The 18,733-nt window shown below is 71.9% G+C and carries 17 protein-coding genes; 12 read left to right on the top strand and 5 right to left on the bottom strand.

Going from position 1 to position 18,733, the window contains the following annotated elements; all coding sequences use genetic code 11:
• Positions 1-21 precede the first annotated feature (21 nt).
• Positions 22-1,050, top strand: coding sequence for a LacI family DNA-binding transcriptional regulator (locus ABD976_RS19280; protein WP_345365136.1), 1,029 nt, complete (start codon positions 22-24; stop codon positions 1,048-1,050).
• Positions 1,051-1,097: 47 nt separating this feature from the next.
• Positions 1,098-2,702, top strand: a complete 1,605-nt coding sequence (locus tag ABD976_RS19285; protein WP_345365349.1) for a glycoside hydrolase family 13 protein — start codon at positions 1,098-1,100, stop codon at positions 2,700-2,702.
• Positions 2,703-2,893: 191 nt separating this feature from the next.
• On the opposite strand, the gene asnB is transcribed toward ABD976_RS19285, so the two are convergent.
• Positions 2,894-4,822 (bottom strand): asparagine synthase (glutamine-hydrolyzing), encoded by a 1,929-nt coding sequence (asnB, locus tag ABD976_RS19290; RefSeq protein ID WP_345365138.1) that lies wholly within the window; start codon positions 4,820-4,822, stop codon positions 2,894-2,896.
• A 285-nt stretch (positions 4,823-5,107) separates the two neighbouring features.
• On the opposite strand from asnB, the gene ctaC reads away from it, so the two are divergent.
• From ctaC to ABD976_RS19305, 3 genes are all read left to right on the top strand, one after another.
• Complete coding sequence (ctaC, locus tag ABD976_RS19295; RefSeq protein ID WP_345365140.1) at positions 5,108-6,022, top strand: aa3-type cytochrome oxidase subunit II; 915 nt, start codon at positions 5,108-5,110, stop codon at positions 6,020-6,022.
• A gap of 63 nt (positions 6,023-6,085) precedes the next feature.
• On the top strand, positions 6,086-6,484 hold the full coding sequence (locus ABD976_RS19300) for a cytochrome c oxidase subunit 4 (protein WP_345365142.1): 399 nt from the start codon (positions 6,086-6,088) through the stop codon (positions 6,482-6,484).
• An 85-nt stretch (positions 6,485-6,569) separates the two neighbouring features.
• The gene (locus tag ABD976_RS19305) at positions 6,570-6,854 is read left to right on the top strand and encodes an Lrp/AsnC family transcriptional regulator (RefSeq protein ID WP_345365144.1); all 285 of its coding nucleotides are present in this window, start codon (positions 6,570-6,572) and stop codon (positions 6,852-6,854) included.
• Between the two features lie 203 nt (positions 6,855-7,057).
• Here the strand turns inward: ABD976_RS19305 and trpD are convergent, their stop codons facing one another.
• The 3 genes from trpD to ABD976_RS19320 all read right to left on the bottom strand — a co-directional run bounded on the left by trpD (position 7,058) and on the right by ABD976_RS19320 (position 9,085).
• Complete coding sequence (gene trpD / locus ABD976_RS19310) at positions 7,058-8,101, bottom strand: anthranilate phosphoribosyltransferase (RefSeq protein WP_345365146.1); 1,044 nt, start codon at positions 8,099-8,101, stop codon at positions 7,058-7,060.
• A 75-nt stretch (positions 8,102-8,176) separates the two neighbouring features.
• Positions 8,177-8,587 (bottom strand): response regulator transcription factor, encoded by a 411-nt coding sequence (locus ABD976_RS19315; RefSeq protein ID WP_345365148.1) that lies wholly within the window; start codon positions 8,585-8,587, stop codon positions 8,177-8,179.
• A 102-nt stretch (positions 8,588-8,689) separates the two neighbouring features.
• Entirely contained in the window at positions 8,690-9,085 is a 396-nt protein-coding gene (locus ABD976_RS19320) for a hypothetical protein (protein ID WP_345365150.1), read from the bottom strand.
• Positions 9,086-9,212: 127 nt separating this feature from the next.
• On the opposite strand from ABD976_RS19320, the gene ctaE reads away from it, so the two are divergent.
• The 5 genes from ctaE (at position 9,213) to ABD976_RS19345 (ending at position 14,051) form a co-directional block, all read left to right on the top strand.
• Positions 9,213-9,821, top strand: coding sequence for an aa3-type cytochrome oxidase subunit III (gene ctaE / locus ABD976_RS19325; protein WP_345365152.1), 609 nt, complete (start codon positions 9,213-9,215; stop codon positions 9,819-9,821).
• A 65-nt stretch (positions 9,822-9,886) separates the two neighbouring features.
• Positions 9,887-10,693, top strand: coding sequence for a cytochrome bc1 complex diheme cytochrome c subunit (qcrC, locus tag ABD976_RS19330; protein WP_345365154.1), 807 nt, complete (start codon positions 9,887-9,889; stop codon positions 10,691-10,693).
• The gene (qcrA, locus tag ABD976_RS19335) at positions 10,690-11,832 is read left to right on the top strand and encodes a cytochrome bc1 complex Rieske iron-sulfur subunit (protein WP_345365156.1); all 1,143 of its coding nucleotides are present in this window, start codon (positions 10,690-10,692) and stop codon (positions 11,830-11,832) included. Before qcrC ends, qcrA begins: the two co-directional genes overlap by 4 nt.
• Positions 11,829-13,493 (top strand): cytochrome bc1 complex cytochrome b subunit, encoded by a 1,665-nt coding sequence (gene qcrB, locus ABD976_RS19340; protein ID WP_345365158.1) that lies wholly within the window; start codon positions 11,829-11,831, stop codon positions 13,491-13,493. Before qcrA ends, qcrB begins: the two co-directional genes overlap by 4 nt.
• 132 nt (positions 13,494-13,625) lie before the next feature.
• Positions 13,626-14,051: a PPOX class F420-dependent oxidoreductase gene (locus tag ABD976_RS19345; RefSeq protein ID WP_345365160.1), complete on the top strand. Its 426-nt coding sequence runs from the start codon at positions 13,626-13,628 to the stop codon at positions 14,049-14,051.
• A 33-nt stretch (positions 14,052-14,084) separates the two neighbouring features.
• Here the strand turns inward: ABD976_RS19345 and ABD976_RS19350 are convergent, their stop codons facing one another.
• A complete protein-coding gene (locus tag ABD976_RS19350) occupies positions 14,085-15,803 on the bottom strand; it encodes a DEDD exonuclease domain-containing protein (protein WP_345365162.1) in 1,719 nt (572 codons plus the stop codon).
• A gap of 141 nt (positions 15,804-15,944) precedes the next feature.
• Between ABD976_RS19350 and ABD976_RS19355 the strand changes: the two genes are divergently transcribed.
• Together ABD976_RS19355 and ABD976_RS19360 are read left to right on the top strand one after the other, a co-directional pair.
• Positions 15,945-17,258 (top strand): NYN domain-containing protein, encoded by a 1,314-nt coding sequence (locus ABD976_RS19355; protein ID WP_345365164.1) that lies wholly within the window; start codon positions 15,945-15,947, stop codon positions 17,256-17,258.
• Positions 17,259-17,669: 411 nt separating this feature from the next.
• Complete coding sequence (locus ABD976_RS19360; RefSeq protein ID WP_345365166.1) at positions 17,670-18,722, top strand: C40 family peptidase; 1,053 nt, start codon at positions 17,670-17,672, stop codon at positions 18,720-18,722.
• The last annotated feature ends 11 nt before the right edge of the window (positions 18,723-18,733 follow it).

Below are 18,733 nucleotides of genomic sequence, written 5' to 3' on the forward strand. Positions count from 1 at the left end.
CGGTCGGAGGAGGAACGGGCAGTGGCAGGTCTGGCCGACATCGCCAAGGCGGCGGGGGTGAGCGTGTCGACGGTGAGCCGGGTGCTCAACCGGCGCGCCGGCATCAAGGAGGACACCCGGCAGCGGGTGCTCGACGTCCTCAACCAGCTGCCGCACACCGCCCGCGGGCTCGGCGCGCTGCGGCGCACCGGGGTCGTCGGCCTGCTCGTCCCGGAACTGTCCAACCCGGTCTTCCCCGCCTTCGCCGAGGCGCTGGAATCCCGCGCGGCGCAAGCGGGTTACGCCTCGCTGCTGTGCAACACGCGGGCCGCGATGTCCGAGAAGGACTACGTCCAGATGCTCACCGCGCGCGGCGTCGAGGGCATGATCTTCGTCTCACCGGAGATCGCCAACCCGGACAGCGACGAGCGCCGGAGCCGCCGCGAGTACGAGGAGCTGCTCGGCGAGGGCGTCCGGATGGTGTTCGTCAACGGCTGCGCACCCAGCCTCGACGTCCCCGACATCACCGTCGACGAGCACCTGGCCGGCTACACCGCCGCCCGCCACCTGCTCGACCTCGGCCACCGCCGGATCGGCTTCGTCAGCGGCCCCGCCCGCGCGCTGCCCTCCCGGCTCAAGCAGGCGGGCTGGTCCGCCGCGCTGGACGAGGCCGGGGTGGAGCCCGCCGCGGAGCTGGTGGCGCACGCCGCGTTCGGCGCCGAGGGCGGGGCCGCGGCGATGGCCGAGCTGCTCGACGGGCCCCGGCCGACCGCCGTGCTGTGCTCCTCCGACGTGATGGCCCTCGGCGCGATGCGCGAGGCCAAGCGGCGCGGGCTGAGCACTCCGGAGGACCTGTCGGTGGTCGGCTTCGACGACATCGGCCTGGCCGCCTACTGCCAGCCCGCGCTGACCACGCTGGCCCAGCCGATCGCCGACATGGCCGCCGCCGCCGTCGACGAGCTCGCCCGCCGCCTGGACCCCGACGAGCCGCCGCGCCGCGCCACCAGCTTCAGCCGGATGTTCCGGCCGACGCTCATCGTCCGCGAATCGACCGCCGCGCCCCCGTCGTAGCGGGGACGACCGACGCTGCCGAACGAGTCCGAGGAGACGCAATGCCCGTGCAGTCCGAGTGGTGGCGTTCCGCCGCCGTCTACCAGCTCTACGTGCGCAGCTTCGCCGACGGGGACGGTGACGGGGACGGGGACCTGGCCGGAGCCCGGGGCCGCCTCGACCACCTCGCCGACCTCGGCGTCGACGCGGTGTGGCTGACCCCGTTCTACCGCTCGCCGATGGCCGACGGCGGCTACGACGTCGCCGACTACTGCGACGTGGACCCGCGCTTCGGGACGCTGGCCGACTTCGACGACCTGCTCGCCCGCGCCCACGAGCTCGGGATGCGGGTGCTGGTGGACGTGGTGCCCAACCACACCTCCGACCAGCACGCGTGGTTCGTCGAGGCGCTGGCCGCCACGCCCGGTGATCCGGCCCGGGAGCGCTACCTGTTCCGCGACGGCCGCGGCGCGGACGGGTCGCTGCCGCCCAACGACTGGGAGTCGATCTTCGGCGGCCCGGCGTGGACCCGGGTGCCCGACGGGCAGTGGTACCTGCACCTGTTCGCCCCCGAGCAGCCCGACCTGAACTGGCGGAACCCGCAGGTCCGCGCCGAGTTCGCCAAGATCCTCGGCTTCTGGCTGGACCGGGGCGTCGACGGCTTCCGGATCGACGTGGCGCACGGCATGATCAAGCACCCCGACCTGCCCGACACCGGTCTGCACCGGCAGATCTCCCTGCTCGGCCGAGCCGAGCTGCCCTACTTCGACCAGGACGAGGTGCACGAGATCTACCGGGACTGGCGGCGGCTGCTGGACTCCTACGACGGCGGCCGGATCGGCGTCGCGGAGGCGTGGGCCCCCACCAGCGAGCGGCTGGCCCGCTACGTCCGCCCCGACGAGCTGCACCAGGCGTTCAACTTCGCGCTGCTGGAGGCGCCCTGGTCGGCGGCCGAGTTCCGGACCGTGGTGGCGGAATCCCTGGCCACCACCGAGCGCGTCGGCGCCACGACCACCTGGGTCCTCGGCAACCACGACGTGCGGCGGCCGGTGACCCGCTACGGCGACGGGGAGCGGGGTCTGCGGCGGGCGGCCGCCGCGGCGCTGCTGAGCTTCGCGCTGCCCGGCTCGGTCTACGTCTACCAGGGCGAGGAGCTGGGCCTGCCCGAGGTGCTCGACCTGCCGGAGGAGGTGCTCCAGGACCCGCAGCGCTCCAGCGGCGCCGACCGGGGGCGCGACGGCTGCCGGGTGCCGATGCCGTGGTCCGGTGCGCACCCCCCGTTCGGCTTCAGCGCGACCGCGGCGAGCTGGCTGCCCGCCCCCGCGCGCTGGGCCGACCGCACCGTCGCCGCCCAGCGGGAGGCCCCGGCCTCGGTGCTGCGCACCTACCGCGAGGCGCTGCGGATCCGCCGCGAGCACCCGGCGCTGGGTGACGGGGCGCTGCGCTGGCTCGACGCCCCCGAAGGCGTGCTGGCCTTCGCCCGCGAACCGGGACTCGTCTGCGCGACCAACTTCGGGCCCGATCCCGTCGAGCTCGACCTGCCCGGGCGCCTGCTGCACCGCAGCGACGCGTTCGCGGGCCCGGTCCCGGAGTGGACCGGCACCCTCCCCGGCGAATGCACCGCCTGGCTCACCACCGGAAGCGCACAACACACCGGCGCCACCCGACCGTGAACTGAGTGAGGGGCACCCTTGCCCAAGTAACTCGGGCAAGGGTGCCCCTCACTCACGGTGCGATCGGGGGACGTTCGTTCGTGGACGGGCGTGTTGCCCGCTGCGGTCGCCGGTCGCGGGGCGCCGTCCGGTGCGGCTGGGGGCGCGTCGGACCCGCGGTGGTGCGGGGGCTCCCCGCACCACCGGATCGCTCAGAGCCGGACCGGGTAGTGCGGCTCGGGGACCTCGGGGGACAGCCGCCCCTCGATGAAGATGCCGTGCCAGAGCATGAACACCAGCAGCGCCCACAGCCGGCGGCTGTGGTCCAGCACGCCCGAGCGGTGCTCCTCCAGGAGCTGCAGCACGGCCGTCCGGTTGAGCAGGTGGTCGGTCTGGGACTGCTGGATGATGTTGCGCGCCCAGTCGTGCATCTCGTCGCGCAGCCAGTGCCGGATCGGCACCGGGAAGCCGAGCTTGCGGCGGTCGAGCACGTGCGCCGGGACGACCTGCCGCAGCGCCTGCCGCAGCGCGTACTTGGTGGTCTCGCGGGTGATCTTCTGGTCCAGCGGGATGCCGCTGGCGACCCGGAAGACCTCCGAGTCCAGGAACGGGACCCGCAGCTCCAGCGAGTTGGCCATGGTGACCTTGTCGGCCTTGACCAGGATGTCGCCGCGCAGCCAGGTGAACAGGTCGACGTGCTGCATCCGGGTCACCGGGTCCCAGCCCTCCGACTGCCGGTAGGCCGGGCCGGTGATGTCCCGGTGCGACACGCCCGGGTCGAAGCCGGTCATCACCTCGCGGAGCTGGTCGTCGCGGAAGATCCGGGCGTTGCCGTAGTAGCGGTCCTCCAGCGACAGCGCGCCCCGCCGCAGCAGGTCCTTGCCGCGCACGCCCTCCGGGATGGCGGTCGAGACCCGGCCCATCGCCTTGCGCAGCGCGCCCGGCACCTTCTCGAACGGGGCGAGGGACAGCGGCTCGCGGTAGATCGTGTAGCCGCCGAACAGCTCGTCGGCGCCTTCACCGGAGAGCACCACCTTGACGTGCTGGCGGGCCTCGCGGGCGATGAACCACAGCGGGACCAGCGCCGGGTCGGCGACCGGGTCGTCGAGGTACCAGACGATCAGCGGCAGGGTCTCCATCATCTCCTCGGCGGAGACGGTGCGGACCACGTGCTTCACGCCGATCGCCGCCGCCGACTCGGCGGCCACGTCCACCTCGGAGTAGCCCTGCCGCTCGAACCCGGTGGTGAAGGTGACCAGGTTCGGGTTGTGCTCCTTGGCCAGCGCCGCGATGGCCGTCGAGTCGATGCCGCCGGACAGGAACGAGCCGACGGTGACGTCGGCGCGCATGTGCTTGGCGACCGAGTCGCGCATCACGTCGACGATCTGGTCGTGCAGCCGCTTGGCTTCGGCGTCGGTGCTGGCCGGGCGGGACCGGAAGTTCGGCTGGAAGTAGCGCTCCGTCACGACCTGCCCGCCGGGGGACACGGTGAAGGACGTGCCCGACTCGATCCGGCGGATCCGGCGGTGCAGCGTCTCCGGCTCCGGCACGTACTGCATCACCAGGTAGTGCTGGAACGCCTTGTGGTCGATCTCCTCGTCGACGCGCAGCGTGCTGGCCAGGCTCAGCAGGCTCTTCTTCTCGCTGGCGAAGGCGACCCCGCCCGGTCCCGCGGCGTAGAACAGCGGCTTGATGCCGAACGGGTCGCGGGCGCCGAAGATCACCTTGCGCTCGTCGTCCCAGATCAGGAACGCGAACATGCCGCGCAGCCGGCCCACCATCGAGGTGCCGAGGTAGTGGTAGGCGGCGACGATCACCTCGGTGTCGCCGTCGGTGTTGAACTGCGCGCCGTACTGCTCGACGAGCTCGGCGCGCAGTTCCAGGTAGTTGTAGATCTCGCCGTTGAAGATGATCGTGTACCGACCGGGGTTCTGCGGGGTCCCCCAGGTCAGCGGCTGGTGCGAGTGCTCCAGGTCGATGATCGACAACCGGTTGAAGCCGAAGACGGCGTGACCGCCGTGCCAGGTGTCGCTCTCGTCCGGGCCCCGGTGGCGTTGACACGGCAGCGCGTTGGCCACGGCGTTAACGGCATAGCCGGCGTTCTCTTCAGTGGGACAGATCAGTCCAAGCAGGCCGCACACGCGTCCGGGCACCTCTCGAGTCGGCGGTGTCTTGCTCAACCCTCGTCGGGCCTTCCCAGTATGCCGCGCCCGCCCACGGGGCGTGCACGCGCGGGGCCCCGTCCGGGTGGTTCGGCTGATCGCGGAGCCGTCTCCACGACGATCGATCGCAAGGTCCACCCCGAAGCAGTATCGCGGCTACATCTGGGCTAGGCTCCCCGGAGGATTCCGGCGGCAGGGCGGTTGTCCCGGACAGCCGTTCGCAAGCCGCAACGGTGAGGTTTTTGCACGAGGAGGCGTCGCGCAGTGGGCCTGAAGGAGGGGACCCGAGTGCCACGGCTGGTCAAAGTCGCTGGGCTGATCGGCCTGGTTGGTGTCGCGGCCACGGGCTGCACGGCCGATGAGGTCTTGCGGTTCGGCTGGCCGGAGGGTGTCACCCCGCAGGCCGATTCGATGCGCCAGCTCTGGACCTGGTCCGTGATCGCAGCGCTCGTGGTCGGTGTGCTGGTGTGGGGGCTGATCTTCTGGTCGGTCGCCTTCCACCGCAAGAAGAGCGAGGACCTGCCGAGGCAGTTCCAGTACAACGTGCCGTTGGAGCTGGTGTACACGGCGGTGCCGTTCCTGCTCGTCGTCGTGCTGTTCTACTTCACGGCGGTGACGCAGAACTACGTGCTCGCCAAACCGGCCAACCCGGACCAGCGGGTGAACGTCGTCTCGTTCCAGTGGAACTGGGAGTTCAACTACCCCGAGTACCGCACGCCGGACGGACAGCCGGTGCGCACCGTCGGCAGCAGCGAGGAGATCCCGCTGCTGGTCCTGCCGACCGGCCAGAGCATCGAGTACACGCTCAGCTCGACCGACGTCATCCACTCGTTCTTCGTGCCGGAGTTCCACTTCAAGCGGGACACCTTCCCGCACCCGGACAAGAACAACCAGGACAACGTCTTCGCCAACACCATCGACCAGGAGGGCTCGTTCGTCGGCCGCTGCGCCGAGCTGTGCGGGACCTACCACGCGATGATGAACTTCGAGATCCGCGCGCTGTCCCCGGACAAGTTCGACCGGTACATGCAGCTCCGGACGCAGATCAACCAGCGGACCGGGCAGCCCTACACGGCGGCCGAGGCGCTGGAGGAGATGAACTGCGGCGAGCTGTGCACCCCGCACGCGGTGACCGGTGTTCCGTTCAACACCGACCGCACGGGCGGAGTGCCGTCGTGAGCGGTCGTCAACCGCAAGTAGGGGTGCCCTCGACAGGGCGTACGGCGTGAGAGCGAGGACTCCATGAAGGTCGAAGCCAAGATCTTCAACATCATCACCATCTTCTTCTTCGCGTCCGCGATCGTGTACGGGTTCTGGGCCAAGGAGCCGGTGGGCACCGTGGCGCTGATCCTGGTCGGCGGCCTCTCGCTGCTGATCGGGAGCTACTTCTCGTTCGTCGCGCGGCGCATCGAGCAGCGGCCGGAGGACAACCCGGACGCCGAGATCAGCGATGGTGCCGGTGAGCTGGGCTTCTTCAGCCCCGGCAGCTACTGGCCGGTCGGCGTGGCGGCGGCGTCCGCGTTCGCCGGTGTCGCCCTCGCGTTCTTCCACGTGTGGATGATCGTGATGGCGATCGGCGCGGTGCTGATCACGGTCGCCGGCCTGGTGTTCGAGTACCACACCGGCCCGGACCACCACTGACGTGCTGACCGACGGCCCCCGAGTCCTCCGCGGCTCGGGGGCCGTCGGCGGTTCCCGACCCGTTCCCGCAGCAGGAGGTTAGCCCGTGATCACCGCGATCGTGCTGATCCAGACCACCGCCGACCGGCTCGCCGAGGCAGCCCAGGAGATCGCCGACCTCGAGGGCGTGGACGAGGTCTACTCCTGCGCCGGTGACGTGGACCTGATCGCGCTGCTGCGGGTGTCGCGGCACGAGGACCTGGCCGAGATCGTGCCGGGCCGGATCAACAAGGTGACCGGAGTGGTCGACACCGACACCCACATCGCGTTCCGGTCGTACTCCAGGAAGGACACCGAGGCGACCTTCTCCTTGGGTCTCGAAGAGGAGTAGGGACCGCGCGCCGAGCCGATGTCCCGCCGCCCCGGGTGAGCCCGCGGCCGCAGCGTTCCGAAGTGACCGTCCCCCCGCCAGGGCGATCGCCACCTGTCCGCGCGGGTGAACTTTTTCCAGGTGAGGGGCACCTTCATCCGAGCAAGCCGGATGGAGGTGCCCCGCACTCGTGGACCGAACGGGTCGCGCGGGCCCGCGGGCGGTCAGGCCCCTTCGCGGAGCCGGGTGGAGCGGGTGGCCCAGCGGATGAGGAGGTCGGCCGCGGCGCCGGAGTCGATGGTGTCGGCGGCCCGCTGGAGGTTGGCGGCCAGTTGGGCGTGCAGGTCGTCCTCGGCGCCGTCGTGGGCGGCCAGGGCGCCCGCCGCGTTGAGCAGCACCGCGTCGCGCACCGGCCCCGGGGCGCCGCTGACGAGGGTGCGCACGACCGCCGCGTTGACCTCGGCGTCGCCGCCCTGGAGGTCGGCGGGCGCACCGCGCGGGATGCCGAGGCGGGCCAGCTCGACCCGTTCGGCGTGGACGGTGCCGTCGCGCACCACCCAGACCGTCGAGTCGTCGGTGGTGGTGAGCTCGTCCATCCCGTCGTCACCGCGCACCAGCAGCACCGAGGCGCCGCGGTCGGCGAAGACCTGCGCCATCACCGGGGCCATCCGCTGATCGGCGCACCCGATCAGACCGGCCGAGGGGCGCGCCGGGTTGGTCAGCGGGCCGAGGACGTTGAACGCGGTCGGGATGCCGATCTCGCGCCGCGGCGCCGCCGCGAACCGCATCGCCGGGTGGAAGACCGACGCGAAGCAGAACCCGATGCCCAGCTCCTCGACGCAGCGCGCCACGCCCTCGGGCTGGAGGTCGATGGCCACCCCGAGCGCCTCGAGGACGTCGGCGGTGCCGCACTTCGAGCTGGCGGCCCGGTTGCCGTGCTTGACCACCGGGACACCGGCGGCGGCGACCACCACGGACGCCATCGTGGAGATGTTCACGCTCCCGGTGCGGTCGCCCCCGGTGCCGACGATGTCGACGGCGCGCCGGTCGACCTCCAGCCGCCGCGAGTGGGCGAGCATGGCGTCGGCCATCCCGCGCACCTCGGCGGGCGTCTCCCCCTTGGCGCGCAGCGCCACCAGGAACGAGGCCACCCGGGCCGGGGTCGCCTCACCGGTCATCACCAGGTCCATCGCCCACGCCGTGTCCTCGGCGGAGAGGTCGTCGCCCGCGACCAGGCTTCCGAGGAGTGCTGACCAACTACCCGACATGGTTCCCACGATGTTCCCGCTCCAGTGAAAATCCGGACCGCGGCACCCGTCCGCGGTGGGGCGGCGCAGCGCGCGCTACGCCGGAACGACCGACTTGCCCGCCGAACGCAGCACCTCGGCCACCGTCTCGGCCGCGGCGAGCGGGTCGAGCGGGTGGACCAGGACCGCGTCGGCCTGCGACCAGGTCGCGAGCCATCGGTCGTCCTTGCGGCGCACCGAGACCACGATCGGGGGGCAGTCGGCGATCTCGTTCTTGAGCTGCCGCGACACGCCCATGCCACCGGTCGGCTGGGCCTCGCCGTCGAGGATCACCAGGTCGGGTTCGCCCCGGTCGACCGAGCTGATCACGTCGGCCACGGTGGCGGCCTCGACGTAGTGCACCCGGCCCAGGTCGGGCGCGGGGCGCCGCCCGACGGCCGTGATGATCGCCTCCCGCACCTCCGGGCGGTGGCTGAACACGAGAACGGTGGCGGTGGAAGTGCTCATCACGTGCTCCTCGCTGGTCGGCGCGCGCGGGACAGCCGCGGGGCGAACACCCGGATGCTATCGGCCGCGGGCGCCTGAGCAGTAGTCGCCCGGCCGATCCGGTCACCGCGCCGGTGGTTGCAGCGCGTCCCAGCCGAGGGCGGTGCCGCCGTGCCGCTGCGCCAGCCCGGCCATCCGGGACGCCTCCTGTGAGCAATGCAACGCATCGAGCCGCTGCACCCGCAGCGCGACGAAGCCGGCGCCGTCGACCGCGGTGCGCTCGGCCGCCGCGCCGCCCGCGCGCAGCTCCCAGCCGTCGGCGGCCAGGACGGGCCGCACGGCGGCCTCGGCGGCGGTCGGCAGCACCAGGTGGTGGCGCAGCACCGCAGGCAGCTCGGGTCGCCAGTCCGCCGCGCGGGCCAGCGCGGCCGAGGCGGCCTCGGTCTCGTCGAAGGACCGGGCGACCACCGCGAGGTCGGGATCGTCCGGGCTGATCACGGGCTGCTTCCGGGCGCGCACGGCGGCGAGTCGGTTCGCCCAGAAGGAGCGGATACCTTTCACAGTGTGTTACCTCCAGGAAGCAATCTGATCACCCTGCGGTAGAGGTCAGGACCCGAGGGCGCGAGCTGAAAACACGCGAGACATAATGCGTCGCGTGACAACGGCAGCGCCCTCAATCAGTCAACGCGTGCATTCGCTGAACCGCCCGAACATGGTCAGCGTCGGCACCATCGTTTGGTTGGCCAGCGAGCTGATGTTCTTCGCTGGGCTCTTCGCCATGTTCTTCACGGTGAAGGCGCAGAACGAGGGGCCGTGGCCGCCGCCGCCCACCCACCTCAACCTCGGCTGGGCCCTGCCCTTCACGGTGATCCTGGTGGCGTCCTCGTTCACCTGCCAGTGGGGTGTTTTCGCGGCAGAGCGAGGTGACGTCTACGGCCTGCGCAGGTGGTACACCCTCACGCTGGCCATGGGCACGATCTTCGTCTTCGGTCAGGCCTACGAGTACGTCGAGCTCGTCGCCAGCGGGACCACCATCGCGTCCTCCGCCTACGGCACGGTCTTCTTCATGACGACCGGCTTCCACGGGTTGCACGTCATCGGTGGGCTGGTCGCCTTCATCTTCCTGATCATGCGGACGAAGATGAGCAAGTTCACGCCGTCCCAGGCCATCGCCGCGATCGTCGTGTCGTACTACTGGCACTTCGTCGACATCGTGTGGATCGGCCTGTTCGCCGTGATCTACCTCGTCCCGTGATCGGTGCTCCGCACGCGAGGCCGTGACCGAACCTCCCGAACCAGACAGCAAGGGTTGCCGCACTCATGACCACCAAGAAGCATCGGAACCGCGCGGGCTCCAAGTTCAAGCGGCGGGTCTCCGGAGTACTGGCGCTGGGCATCGCCCTGGTGGGGGCCGGCGGGCTGTACACCGTGGTGACGCCTGAGCCGCAGACCGCGCACGCGAACGGAGATCCGGCGCTGATCAGGCAGGGCGAGCAGCTCTACAACAACGCCTGCATCTCCTGCCACGGCTCGAACCTGCAGGGTGTCGAGGCCCGGGGCCCGAGCCTGGTCGGCGTCGGCGAGGCCGCGGTGCACTTCCAGGTGTCCACCGGTCGGATGCCGATGGTCCGCCAGGAGGCCCAGGCGCCGCGCAAGCCCCCGAAGTTCAACCCCGAGGAGATCGACGCCCTCTCGGCGTACGTGCACACCTACGGCGGTGGACCGGAGTCGCCGGAGAAGACCGGTGAGGCGCTGCGCGGCGACGACCCGGCGCGCGGCGGCGAGCTGTTCCGCCTGAACTGCGCCTCCTGCCACAACTTCACCGGCCGGGGCATCGCGATGTCCTCCGGCAAGTACGCGCCGGACCTGGATCCGGCCACCGAGCGGCACATCTACGAGGCGATGCTCACCGGCCCGCAGAACATGCCGAAGTTCTCCGACCGGCAGCTCACGCCGGACGAGAAGGAAGACATCATCGCCTACGTCAAGTCGGTGACCGACGGCAACAACAACCCGGGCGGCAACGATCTGGGTGGGTATGGTCCCGGCCCCGAGACCGTCGTCGCGTGGGTCGTCGGGCTCGGCGCGCTGATCGGCCTCACCCTGTGGATCGGAGCCAGGGCATGAGCGAGCACAACAACCAGGACTACACCGAGGCCGAACTGGCCGAGATGAGCCGGGACGAGAAGGCCCGGCTCGGGCTGGCCCTCGACGACGTCGAGCTGGTCGAGTACCGGGACAACTGGCCGGTCAAGGGCACCCGCGCCGAACGCCGGGCCGAGCGCATGGTCGCCGGCTGGTTCGTGCTCGCCGGGCTGTCCGCGCTGGCCTTCATCGCGGTCTTCCTGTTCTGGCCGTGGGAGTACCAGGACCCGCTGGCCGACGAGCGGGCGCACTTCATCTACTCGATGTACAACCCGCTGATCGGGTTCTTCCTGGGCCTGTCCATCCTCGCCGTCGGCATCGGCGTGGTGCTGTACCAGAAGAAGTTCATCCCGCACGAGGTCGCGGTCCAGCAGCGGCACGACGGCCACGGCCCGACCGAGGGCTCCTCGGAGGTCGACAAGCAGACCACCGCGGCCCTGCTGGCCGACGCGGGCAGCCGCAGCGGCATCGCCCGCCGGTCGATGATCAAGCGGACGGCCGGCTTCGGGGCCGGTGCGTTCGGCATCGGTGCCGGGGTGTTCGCCCTGGGCGGCATGGTCCGCAACCCGTGGGCCGAGGAAGGCCCGGAGTCGCTGCTGCACACCGGCTGGATGCGGGTCAACGGCGAGAAGACCTACCTGCGCCGCGACACCGGCAACCCGCACGACGTGTCCCTGGTCCGGCCGGAGGACATCGACGCGGGCGGCTTCGAGACCGTCTTCCCGTTCCGGGAGTCGATGCGCGAGGACGAGCACGAGCTGATCTCCTCGATGCGCAAGGGCGACGCCCCGGTCATGCTGATCCGGCTCCGCCCGGGCAGCGCGCCGATCAAGCGGGAGGGGCAGGAGAACTTCCACTACGGCGACTTCTACGCCTACTCGAAGATCTGCACCCACCTCGGCTGCCCGACCTCGCTGTTCGAGCAGCAGACCGGCCGCCTCCTGTGCCCGTGCCACCAGTCGCAGTTCGACGTGGTGAACACCTACGCCAAGCCGGTGTTCGGTCCCGCGACCCGTGCGCTGCCGCAGCTGCCGATCACGGTCGACGAGGACGGTTACTTCGTGGCCCGGGGCGACTTCGTCGAACCCGTCGGCCCGGCCTACTGGGAGCGCAACTCATGAGTTCGATCACGACGCCCACGAAGCCGGAGAGCGCGGCGTACCGCAAGGCGGCGCACGCGGCGAACGAGCTCGACAGCCGGTTCCGGATGGCCCCGGGCATGCGCAGGCAGCTCAACAAGGTCTTCCCGAACCACTGGTCGTTCCTGCTCGGCGAGATCGCCCTCTACACGTTCATCCTGCTCATCGTCACGGGCACCTACCTGGCGTTCTTCTTCGACCCGTCGATGGCCGAGGTCGAGTACCAGGGCGTCTACACCAACCTGCGCGGTGTGGAGATGTCCAAGGCGTTCGAGAGCTCGCTGAACATCTCCTTCGAGGTGCGCGGCGGTCTGTTCGCCCGCCAGCTCCACCACTGGGCGGCGCTGCTGTTCATGGCGTCGATGGTGGCGCACATGTTCCGGATCTTCTTCACCGGTGCGTTCCGGCGCCCGCGCGAGACGAACTGGACGATCGGCATCGCGCTGTTCGTGCTGGGCATGTTCGAGGGCTTCACCGGCTACTCGCTGCCGGACGACCTGCTGTCCGGCACCGGTGTCCGGATCGCCTCGGGCATCACCATGTCGATCCCGGTGGTCGGCACCTGGGTGCACTGGATCCTGTTCGGGTCGGAGTTCCCCGGCACCGAGCTGATCCCGCGCTTCTACATGTTCCACGTGTTCCTGCTGCCCGGCCTGATCCTCGGGCTGGTGGCCGTGCACCTGGCGCTGGTCTGGTACCAGAAGCACACCCAGTTCCCGGGCGTGCGGCGGACCGAGAGCAACGTCGTCGGCGTCCGCATCATGCCGGTGTTCGCGGTCAAGGCCGGTGGCTTCTTCGCCATCGTGACCGGTGTCTGCGCGGTGATGGCCGGTGTCTTCCAGATCAACCCGATCTGGAACCTCGGGCCGTACCTGGCCTCGCAGGTGTCCGCGGCGTCCCAGCCCGACTGGTACATGATCTGGACGGACGGTTCCAGCCGGTTGTGGCCGGCCTGGGAGGTCTACCTCGGACCGTTCACCATCCCGGCGCCGTTCTTCCCGACGGTGCTGTTCATGGGCCTGATCTTCACGGTCGCGGCGATCTACCCGATGCTGGAGCGCAAGCTGTCCAAGGACGACGCGCACCACAACCTGCTGCAGCGGCCGCGCGACGTCCCGGTGCGGACCTCGCTGGGCGCCATGGCGATCACCTTCTTCATGGTGCTGATGATCACCGGCGTCAACGACATCGTGGCGTTCAAGTTCGACATCTCGCTGAACGCGATGACGTGGGCGGGCCGGATCGGTCTGCTGATCCTGCCGCCGATCGCGTACTACATCACCTACCGGCTGTGCCTGGGCCTGCAGCGCTCGGACCGGGAGGTGCTGGAGCACGGCGTGGAGACCGGCATCATCAAGCGGCTGCCGCACGGCGAGTTCATCGAGGTGCACCAGCCGCTGGGCCCGGTCGACGACCACGGCCACCCGGAGCCGCTGCCCTACCAGGGCGCCGCGGTGCCGAAGAAGATGAACAAGCTGGGCGCGGCCGGTCAGCCGGTCGCGGGCAGCCTGCTCACCCCGGACCCGGTCGACGAGACCGCGGCGCTGGAGCGGGCCCGGCACGAGGAGGACGAGCGCGAGCGCGCCGAGCAGGGCGAGCGCGAAGGACTCCCGGCGGGCGGCGGCCAGCAGGCCACCGAGTGAGCTGAGCGTTCCGGCAGGGCCCGGCATCCCACGGGGGTGCCGGGCCCTGGTGTTCGCGGGGGATGGCGCTTCCGGGTGAGGTCCGGTGCGGCGACCGGCGCCGCCTCGCCGGACCGCACTACCGTCCCCGGCATGACCTCGATCAGCGACGACGAGATCCGCGAGTTCCTGTCGCACGGCACCCGCACCGGGATGCTCGGGTTCACCGCCTCCGACGGCCGCCCGCTGGTGGCGCCGGTGTGGTTCGTCCTCGAAGGCGACGAGCTGGTGTTCAACACCGGCAAGGACACCGCCAAGGGCCGCGCCATCGCCCGCGATCCCCGGCTGGTGCTGTGCGTGGACCTGCCCGCGCCGCCCTACGGCTTCGTCCAGGTGCAGGGGACCGCGCGGACCTCGGAGGACGTCGGCGAGCTGGCGCGCACCGCGACCACCATCGCCGCCCGCTACATGGGCCCGGAGCGCGCCGAGGAGTTCGGCCGCCGCAACGGCGTGCCGGGGGAGCTGGTGGTGCGGCTGCGCCCGGAGAAGGTGCTGGCCGCCCTGGACATGACGGCCTGAGCGCTCCCGGCCGCTGCGGGTGGCGCCGCCCGCTCAGTCCGCCGCCGGGTAGGGATCGCGACCGGCGACCGCCTTGTCCAGCCACTCCCGCCAGGAGCCCGCCGCGCCGGCCGGTTCGGTCCACGGCTCCCGGCAGCGGACCAGGCGGGTGCCGCCGGTGGTGAGCCAGCGGTGCAGCACGGCCGCTTCATCGGCGGAGGCCCCGTGCAGCGGTCCCGCGCCGGGCAGCACGGTCTCGGCCGAGGCGGTCAGCAGGTCGACCACCGGCATCGGCGGCACCCCGCGCCGCGCGGTGCCCGCGGCGGCCAGCCGACCGTGCCGGATCACCGCCAGGTGCCAGCCGCGCGCCCCGTCGGGTCGCGCGGCGACCAGTTCCGGGATGCGGGTCAGGGAGCTGAGCCGGTGCCCGCGGTCCAGCGCGCGCACCAGCGCCGCGAGCTGGTCGCGCCGCGCGGCGGCGTCCTCGAACCGGTGCGCGTCCGACAGCCGGTCCAGTTCGGACCGCAGCTTCTCCAGCGGGCCGTCGTCCCGGCCGCGCACCACGTCCCGGACGGCGATCACCTCCGGTTCGTACTCGGCGGCGCCGACCAGTCCCGCGCACGGCGCGCCGCAGCGGCCCAGCTCGTGCAGCGCGCACGGTCGGCCGGACGGGGCGCGGGCGGGGATGCGTTCGGTGCAGCGGCGCACCGAGGTGGCGTCCTGGAGCGCCTCGACGGCCTCGGTGGCGGCCCGGTGCGAGCGGAACGGTCCCAGGGCGTCGTCCCGCGGCGTGCGCACCACCGACAGCCGGGGGAACGGTTCGTCGGTCAGCACCACCCACCAGGCCCGGTGCGGGGTCTTCGAGCGGCGGTTGTAGCGGGGCTGGTGCGCGGCGAGCAGCCGGAGCTCCCGGACCTGCGCCTCCAGCGGGTGCGCGCATTCGACGTGGTCGACCCGCTCGGCGAGCCCGACCATCTCCTTGATCCGGCTGCGCCGCTCGCTCGCGGTGAAGTAGGTGCGGACCCGGCGGCGCAGGTCGGTGGCGGTGCCCACGTAGAGCACCTCGTCGCGCGGACCCCGGAACAGGTACACGCCGGGGGAGTTCGGCAGCGCGTCGGCCAGGCCGCGCTTGCGCCGCTGCTGCGGGGAGACGTCGGGCAGGTGCGCGAGCAGGTCCTCCAGGGTCCGCACGCCCAGCGGTCCGACCCGCTCCAGCAGCGCGTGCAGCACGTCGACGGTGGCGCGGGCGTCGTCCAGCGCCCGGTGCACCGGCGTGGTCCGGGCGCCGAGCACCTGGGCGAGCGTGCCCAGCTTGCAGTTCGGCGTTTCGTCCCGGGTCAGCACCCGGCGGGCCAGCCGCACGGTGTCGACGACGGCCGGGGCCGGCCAGCGCAGTCCCTGGTGTTCGCAACCGGCGCGCAGGAACCCGAGGTCGAACGGCGCGTTGTGGGCGACCAGCACGGCGCCCTGGCAGAACTCCAGGAACGCCGGGAGCACGGTGTCGAAGCGGGGCGCGCCGCGGACCATCGCCTCGGTGATGCCGGTGATCGACACCACAGCGGGCGGGATGCCGTGCTCCGGGTCGACCAGCGTGGCGAACTCGCCGAGCACCGCGCCGCCCCGCACCTTCACCGCGCCGATCTCGGTGACGGCGTCCTGGGTGCGGTCGGCTCCGGTCGTCTCCAGGTCGACCACCACGAAGGTGACCTGGTGCAGCGGGGTCTCGACCTCGGTGGCGATCTCGTCGAAGGAGAGCTGGGCGTGCGCGGGCATCGGCGGGACCGTACGCCGGGGCACCGACAGCCGGTCGGCCCAGCCGCGCGTTCGGGGATCCGGGGGGTCGGCCATTAGCCTGTGGGGGTGGCACCACCGTCGCCGGGACCGGACCCCGCCCCACCGCCGGAAGGCTCTGCTGTGGACAGTGCACAGCAGACCGGTCCCGGGCTGCCCGGGTGGGACGAGCTGCCCGGCCCGGTGCGCTCGCGGCTCGCCGAACTGGCCGCGGCGTCGCTGGACGAGGCGCGGGCCTCCGACGTGCCCGCGCAGGTCCGGCCGGTGATGCGGTTCGCCCCGGCCAAGCGCGCCAAGCTCGGCGAGGCGGCGCTGGTCGAGGCGTTGGGGGAGTCGTCGGTGTTCCGCGCCGCGGTGCTGGACTGGTGCACGCACCACCGGCCCGAGGCGCTCGCGCTGGAGGCCGCCGACCCGGTCGCGGTGGCCGCCGCGGGGATGCTGCTGGGCGCCCCGGTGGCCGCGCACTGCGTGGAGCTGGTGGCGCTGCGCACCGAGCACGGCCGGATGCGGGCGGCGCGGGATTCGGCGGTGGCGCGCGCCGAGCGCTCGGCGGCGGACGCGCGCCGGTTGCGCGCGGAGCTGGCCGAGGCCCGGGACGCGGTCGAGCGGGTCGGCGCGGAGAGCGGGGCCGACGCCGACAAGCTGCGCAAGCGGTTGCGGGAGCAGGGCGTCCGGCTCAAGGAGGCCAAGGACGCCGCCGAGCACGCGCGGGACGAGCTGGAGCGGGTGCGCGGCGACACCGAGTCCGCGGTGGCCGAGATCGGTGCGGAGCGCGACCGGGAGCGCGCCCGGGCGGCGGAGGAGCGCCGTCGGGCCGAGCGCGCGGTGGCCGACGCGGAGGTGGCGCGGCAGTCGGCCCGCGAGGCGCGGCAGGGCGACGAGGTGCGGTTGGCGCTGCTGCTGGACACCTTGGAGGGCGCGGTGGGCGGCCTGCGCCGCGAACTGGGCGCGAGCGGCAGCGGCCCGCGCCCCGCCGACGTGGTCGGCCGGGTCCGGATGCATTCCGGGGCCACCGACGAGGTGCCCGACGTCGCGACCCTGGACCGGCTGCTGTCGCTGCCCGCGGTGCACCTCATCGTCGACGGCTACAACGTGACCAAGACCGGTTACCCGGAACTGCCGCTGGCCGACCAGCGCGACCGGTTGTCGCACCAGCTCGCCGCGCTGGCGGCGCGCACCGGGGCGGAGGTGACGGTCGTCTTCGACGGCGCCGACGTGCTCGCCGTGCCCGCCGCGGGCCCCCGCGGGGTGCGGGTGCTGTTCAGCGAACCCGGGGTGCAGGCCGACGACGTGATCCGCGATCTGGTGGCCGCGGAGCCGAGGGGGCGTCAGCTCGTGGTCGCGACCTCGGACCGGGCGGTGGCCACGTCGGTCCGCAGGCGCGGTGCCTACGGGGTGGCCTCGGCGCTGCTGCTGGACCGGCTCGGTCGGGTGTAGTGCGGGCGGTGCGGGCGTTTCGCCCGGATCGTGATCGATTTCATGATCGGTGATCGCGACGCCCCAAGCCGACCGGGACGGGTGATGAAGTGCTCGTCGTTCCAGGTGAGGACTTTTCCCGGTCGATCACGGTGAGCGCACGGCTCTCGTCCGTTAGGGGTCTTGTGCGAATGTGCACACCATTCTTCCCCCGCTTCTGGACGTCGCGCCTCACCTTTCGTAACCTGACCAGGACCTCGCGGCGATCAGCGGTCCAGTCCCGGACGGCTCCGCGGGTCACCGCCGAATCGGCTTGTCGGGGAGCCGAACCGGGGCGCCTGCGGTGCGCCGCGACCGGTCGGGCCTCCTGGGTCCGCGGACGTCCGGCCGCGCGCTCGTCGTTCCGGCAGGTGGTCGAGCAGACGAAGGAGCATGCGCGACGTGGCGTCGCAAGGACTCAAGCGCTCTCTGCGGGGAGCCCTGACCGCGAGTGTGGTCGCCGCAGCCGTGGGCATGACCACCGCGCCGGCTCTCGCGGACCCCCCGCTTCCCGACACCGCCTCCGAAGCCGCCCAGCAGGCGCGCGATCTCCACCACGAGGCGGAGAAGCTCACCGAGGAGAAGAAGAAGGCGGAGGACGACCACGCGGCCAAGCGGGCCGAGCTGGATCGCGCCAACGCCGAGGCCGTCCAGGCCGAGCAGATCGCCGACCAGGCGCGCGCGGAGGAGGAGCGGTTCCGCGGCCAGGTCGACCAGCTCACCAGCGCCTCCTACCAGGGCGCGCGGCTGAACAAGCTGTCCGCGCTGCTGGTCAGCGAATCGCCCAACGACTTCCTGGACCGCGCGTCGGCGCTCGACGTGCTGGCCAAGGACAACAACGAGGCGGTCAGCCGGTTGGCCGCGGCCACCGAGCAGGCCGAGTCGGCCGAGCGCCGCGCCCAGGACGCGCGCAACCGGGCCGCCCAGGCCGAGCGCGACGCGGCGCGCATCGCCGACGAGCTCCGCAAGAAGACCGCGGAGATGGAGGAGCAGGTCGAGCGCGCCGAGGAGCGCTACTCCGAGCTCAGCGCCGAGGACCAGGAATCCCTGACCGGCGGCGGCTCCACCGACGCGGGCTTCATCGGCGGTTCCGGCGCCGCGGTCACCGCGGTCAACGCCGCGCTGAGCAAGCAGGGCTCGTCGTACGTCTACGGCGCCAAGGGGCCCAGCACCTTCGACTGCTCCGGGCTGATGTACTGGGCCTACCAGCAGGCCGGGGTGTCGCTCGGCGGCTCCACCAAGACCCAGGTGAACCAGGGCAAGTCGGTGTCGGCCAGCCAGCTCAAGCCGGGCGACCTGATCTTCTACTACAGCCCGGTCAGCCACGTCTCCATGTACATCGGCGGCGGCCAGGCGGTGCACGCCCCGCAGCCGGGCGACGTCGTCAAGGTGGACGGCTACCAGGACATCGGCAACGTCACCGAGATCCGCCGCGTCGCCGGCTGATCCCGGCGAAC

The sequence above is a fragment of the Saccharopolyspora cebuensis genome, assembly GCF_039542665.1.
Classification (GTDB): domain Bacteria; phylum Actinomycetota; class Actinomycetes; order Mycobacteriales; family Pseudonocardiaceae; genus Saccharopolyspora; species Saccharopolyspora cebuensis.

Coding starts and splice junctions, on each gene's coding strand:
- ABD976_RS19300 (WP_345365142.1), top strand. CDS start 6,086: ATGAAGGTCGAAGCCAAGATCTTCAACATCATCACCATCTTCTTCTTC.
- trpD (WP_345365146.1), bottom strand. CDS start 8,101: ATGTCGGGTAGTTGGTCAGCACTCCTCGGAAGCCTGGTCGCGGGCGAC.
- ABD976_RS19315 (WP_345365148.1), bottom strand. CDS start 8,587: ATGAGCACTTCCACCGCCACCGTTCTCGTGTTCAGCCACCGCCCGGAG.
- ctaE (WP_345365152.1), top strand. CDS start 9,213: ATGCGTCGCGTGACAACGGCAGCGCCCTCAATCAGTCAACGCGTGCAT.
- qcrC (WP_345365154.1), top strand. CDS start 9,887: ATGACCACCAAGAAGCATCGGAACCGCGCGGGCTCCAAGTTCAAGCGG.
- qcrA (WP_345365156.1), top strand. CDS start 10,690: ATGAGCGAGCACAACAACCAGGACTACACCGAGGCCGAACTGGCCGAG.
- qcrB (WP_345365158.1), top strand. CDS start 11,829: ATGAGTTCGATCACGACGCCCACGAAGCCGGAGAGCGCGGCGTACCGC.
- ABD976_RS19345 (WP_345365160.1), top strand. CDS start 13,626: ATGACCTCGATCAGCGACGACGAGATCCGCGAGTTCCTGTCGCACGGC.
- ABD976_RS19350 (WP_345365162.1), bottom strand. CDS start 15,803: ATGCCCGCGCACGCCCAGCTCTCCTTCGACGAGATCGCCACCGAGGTC.
- ABD976_RS19360 (WP_345365166.1), top strand. CDS start 17,670: ATGCGCGACGTGGCGTCGCAAGGACTCAAGCGCTCTCTGCGGGGAGCC.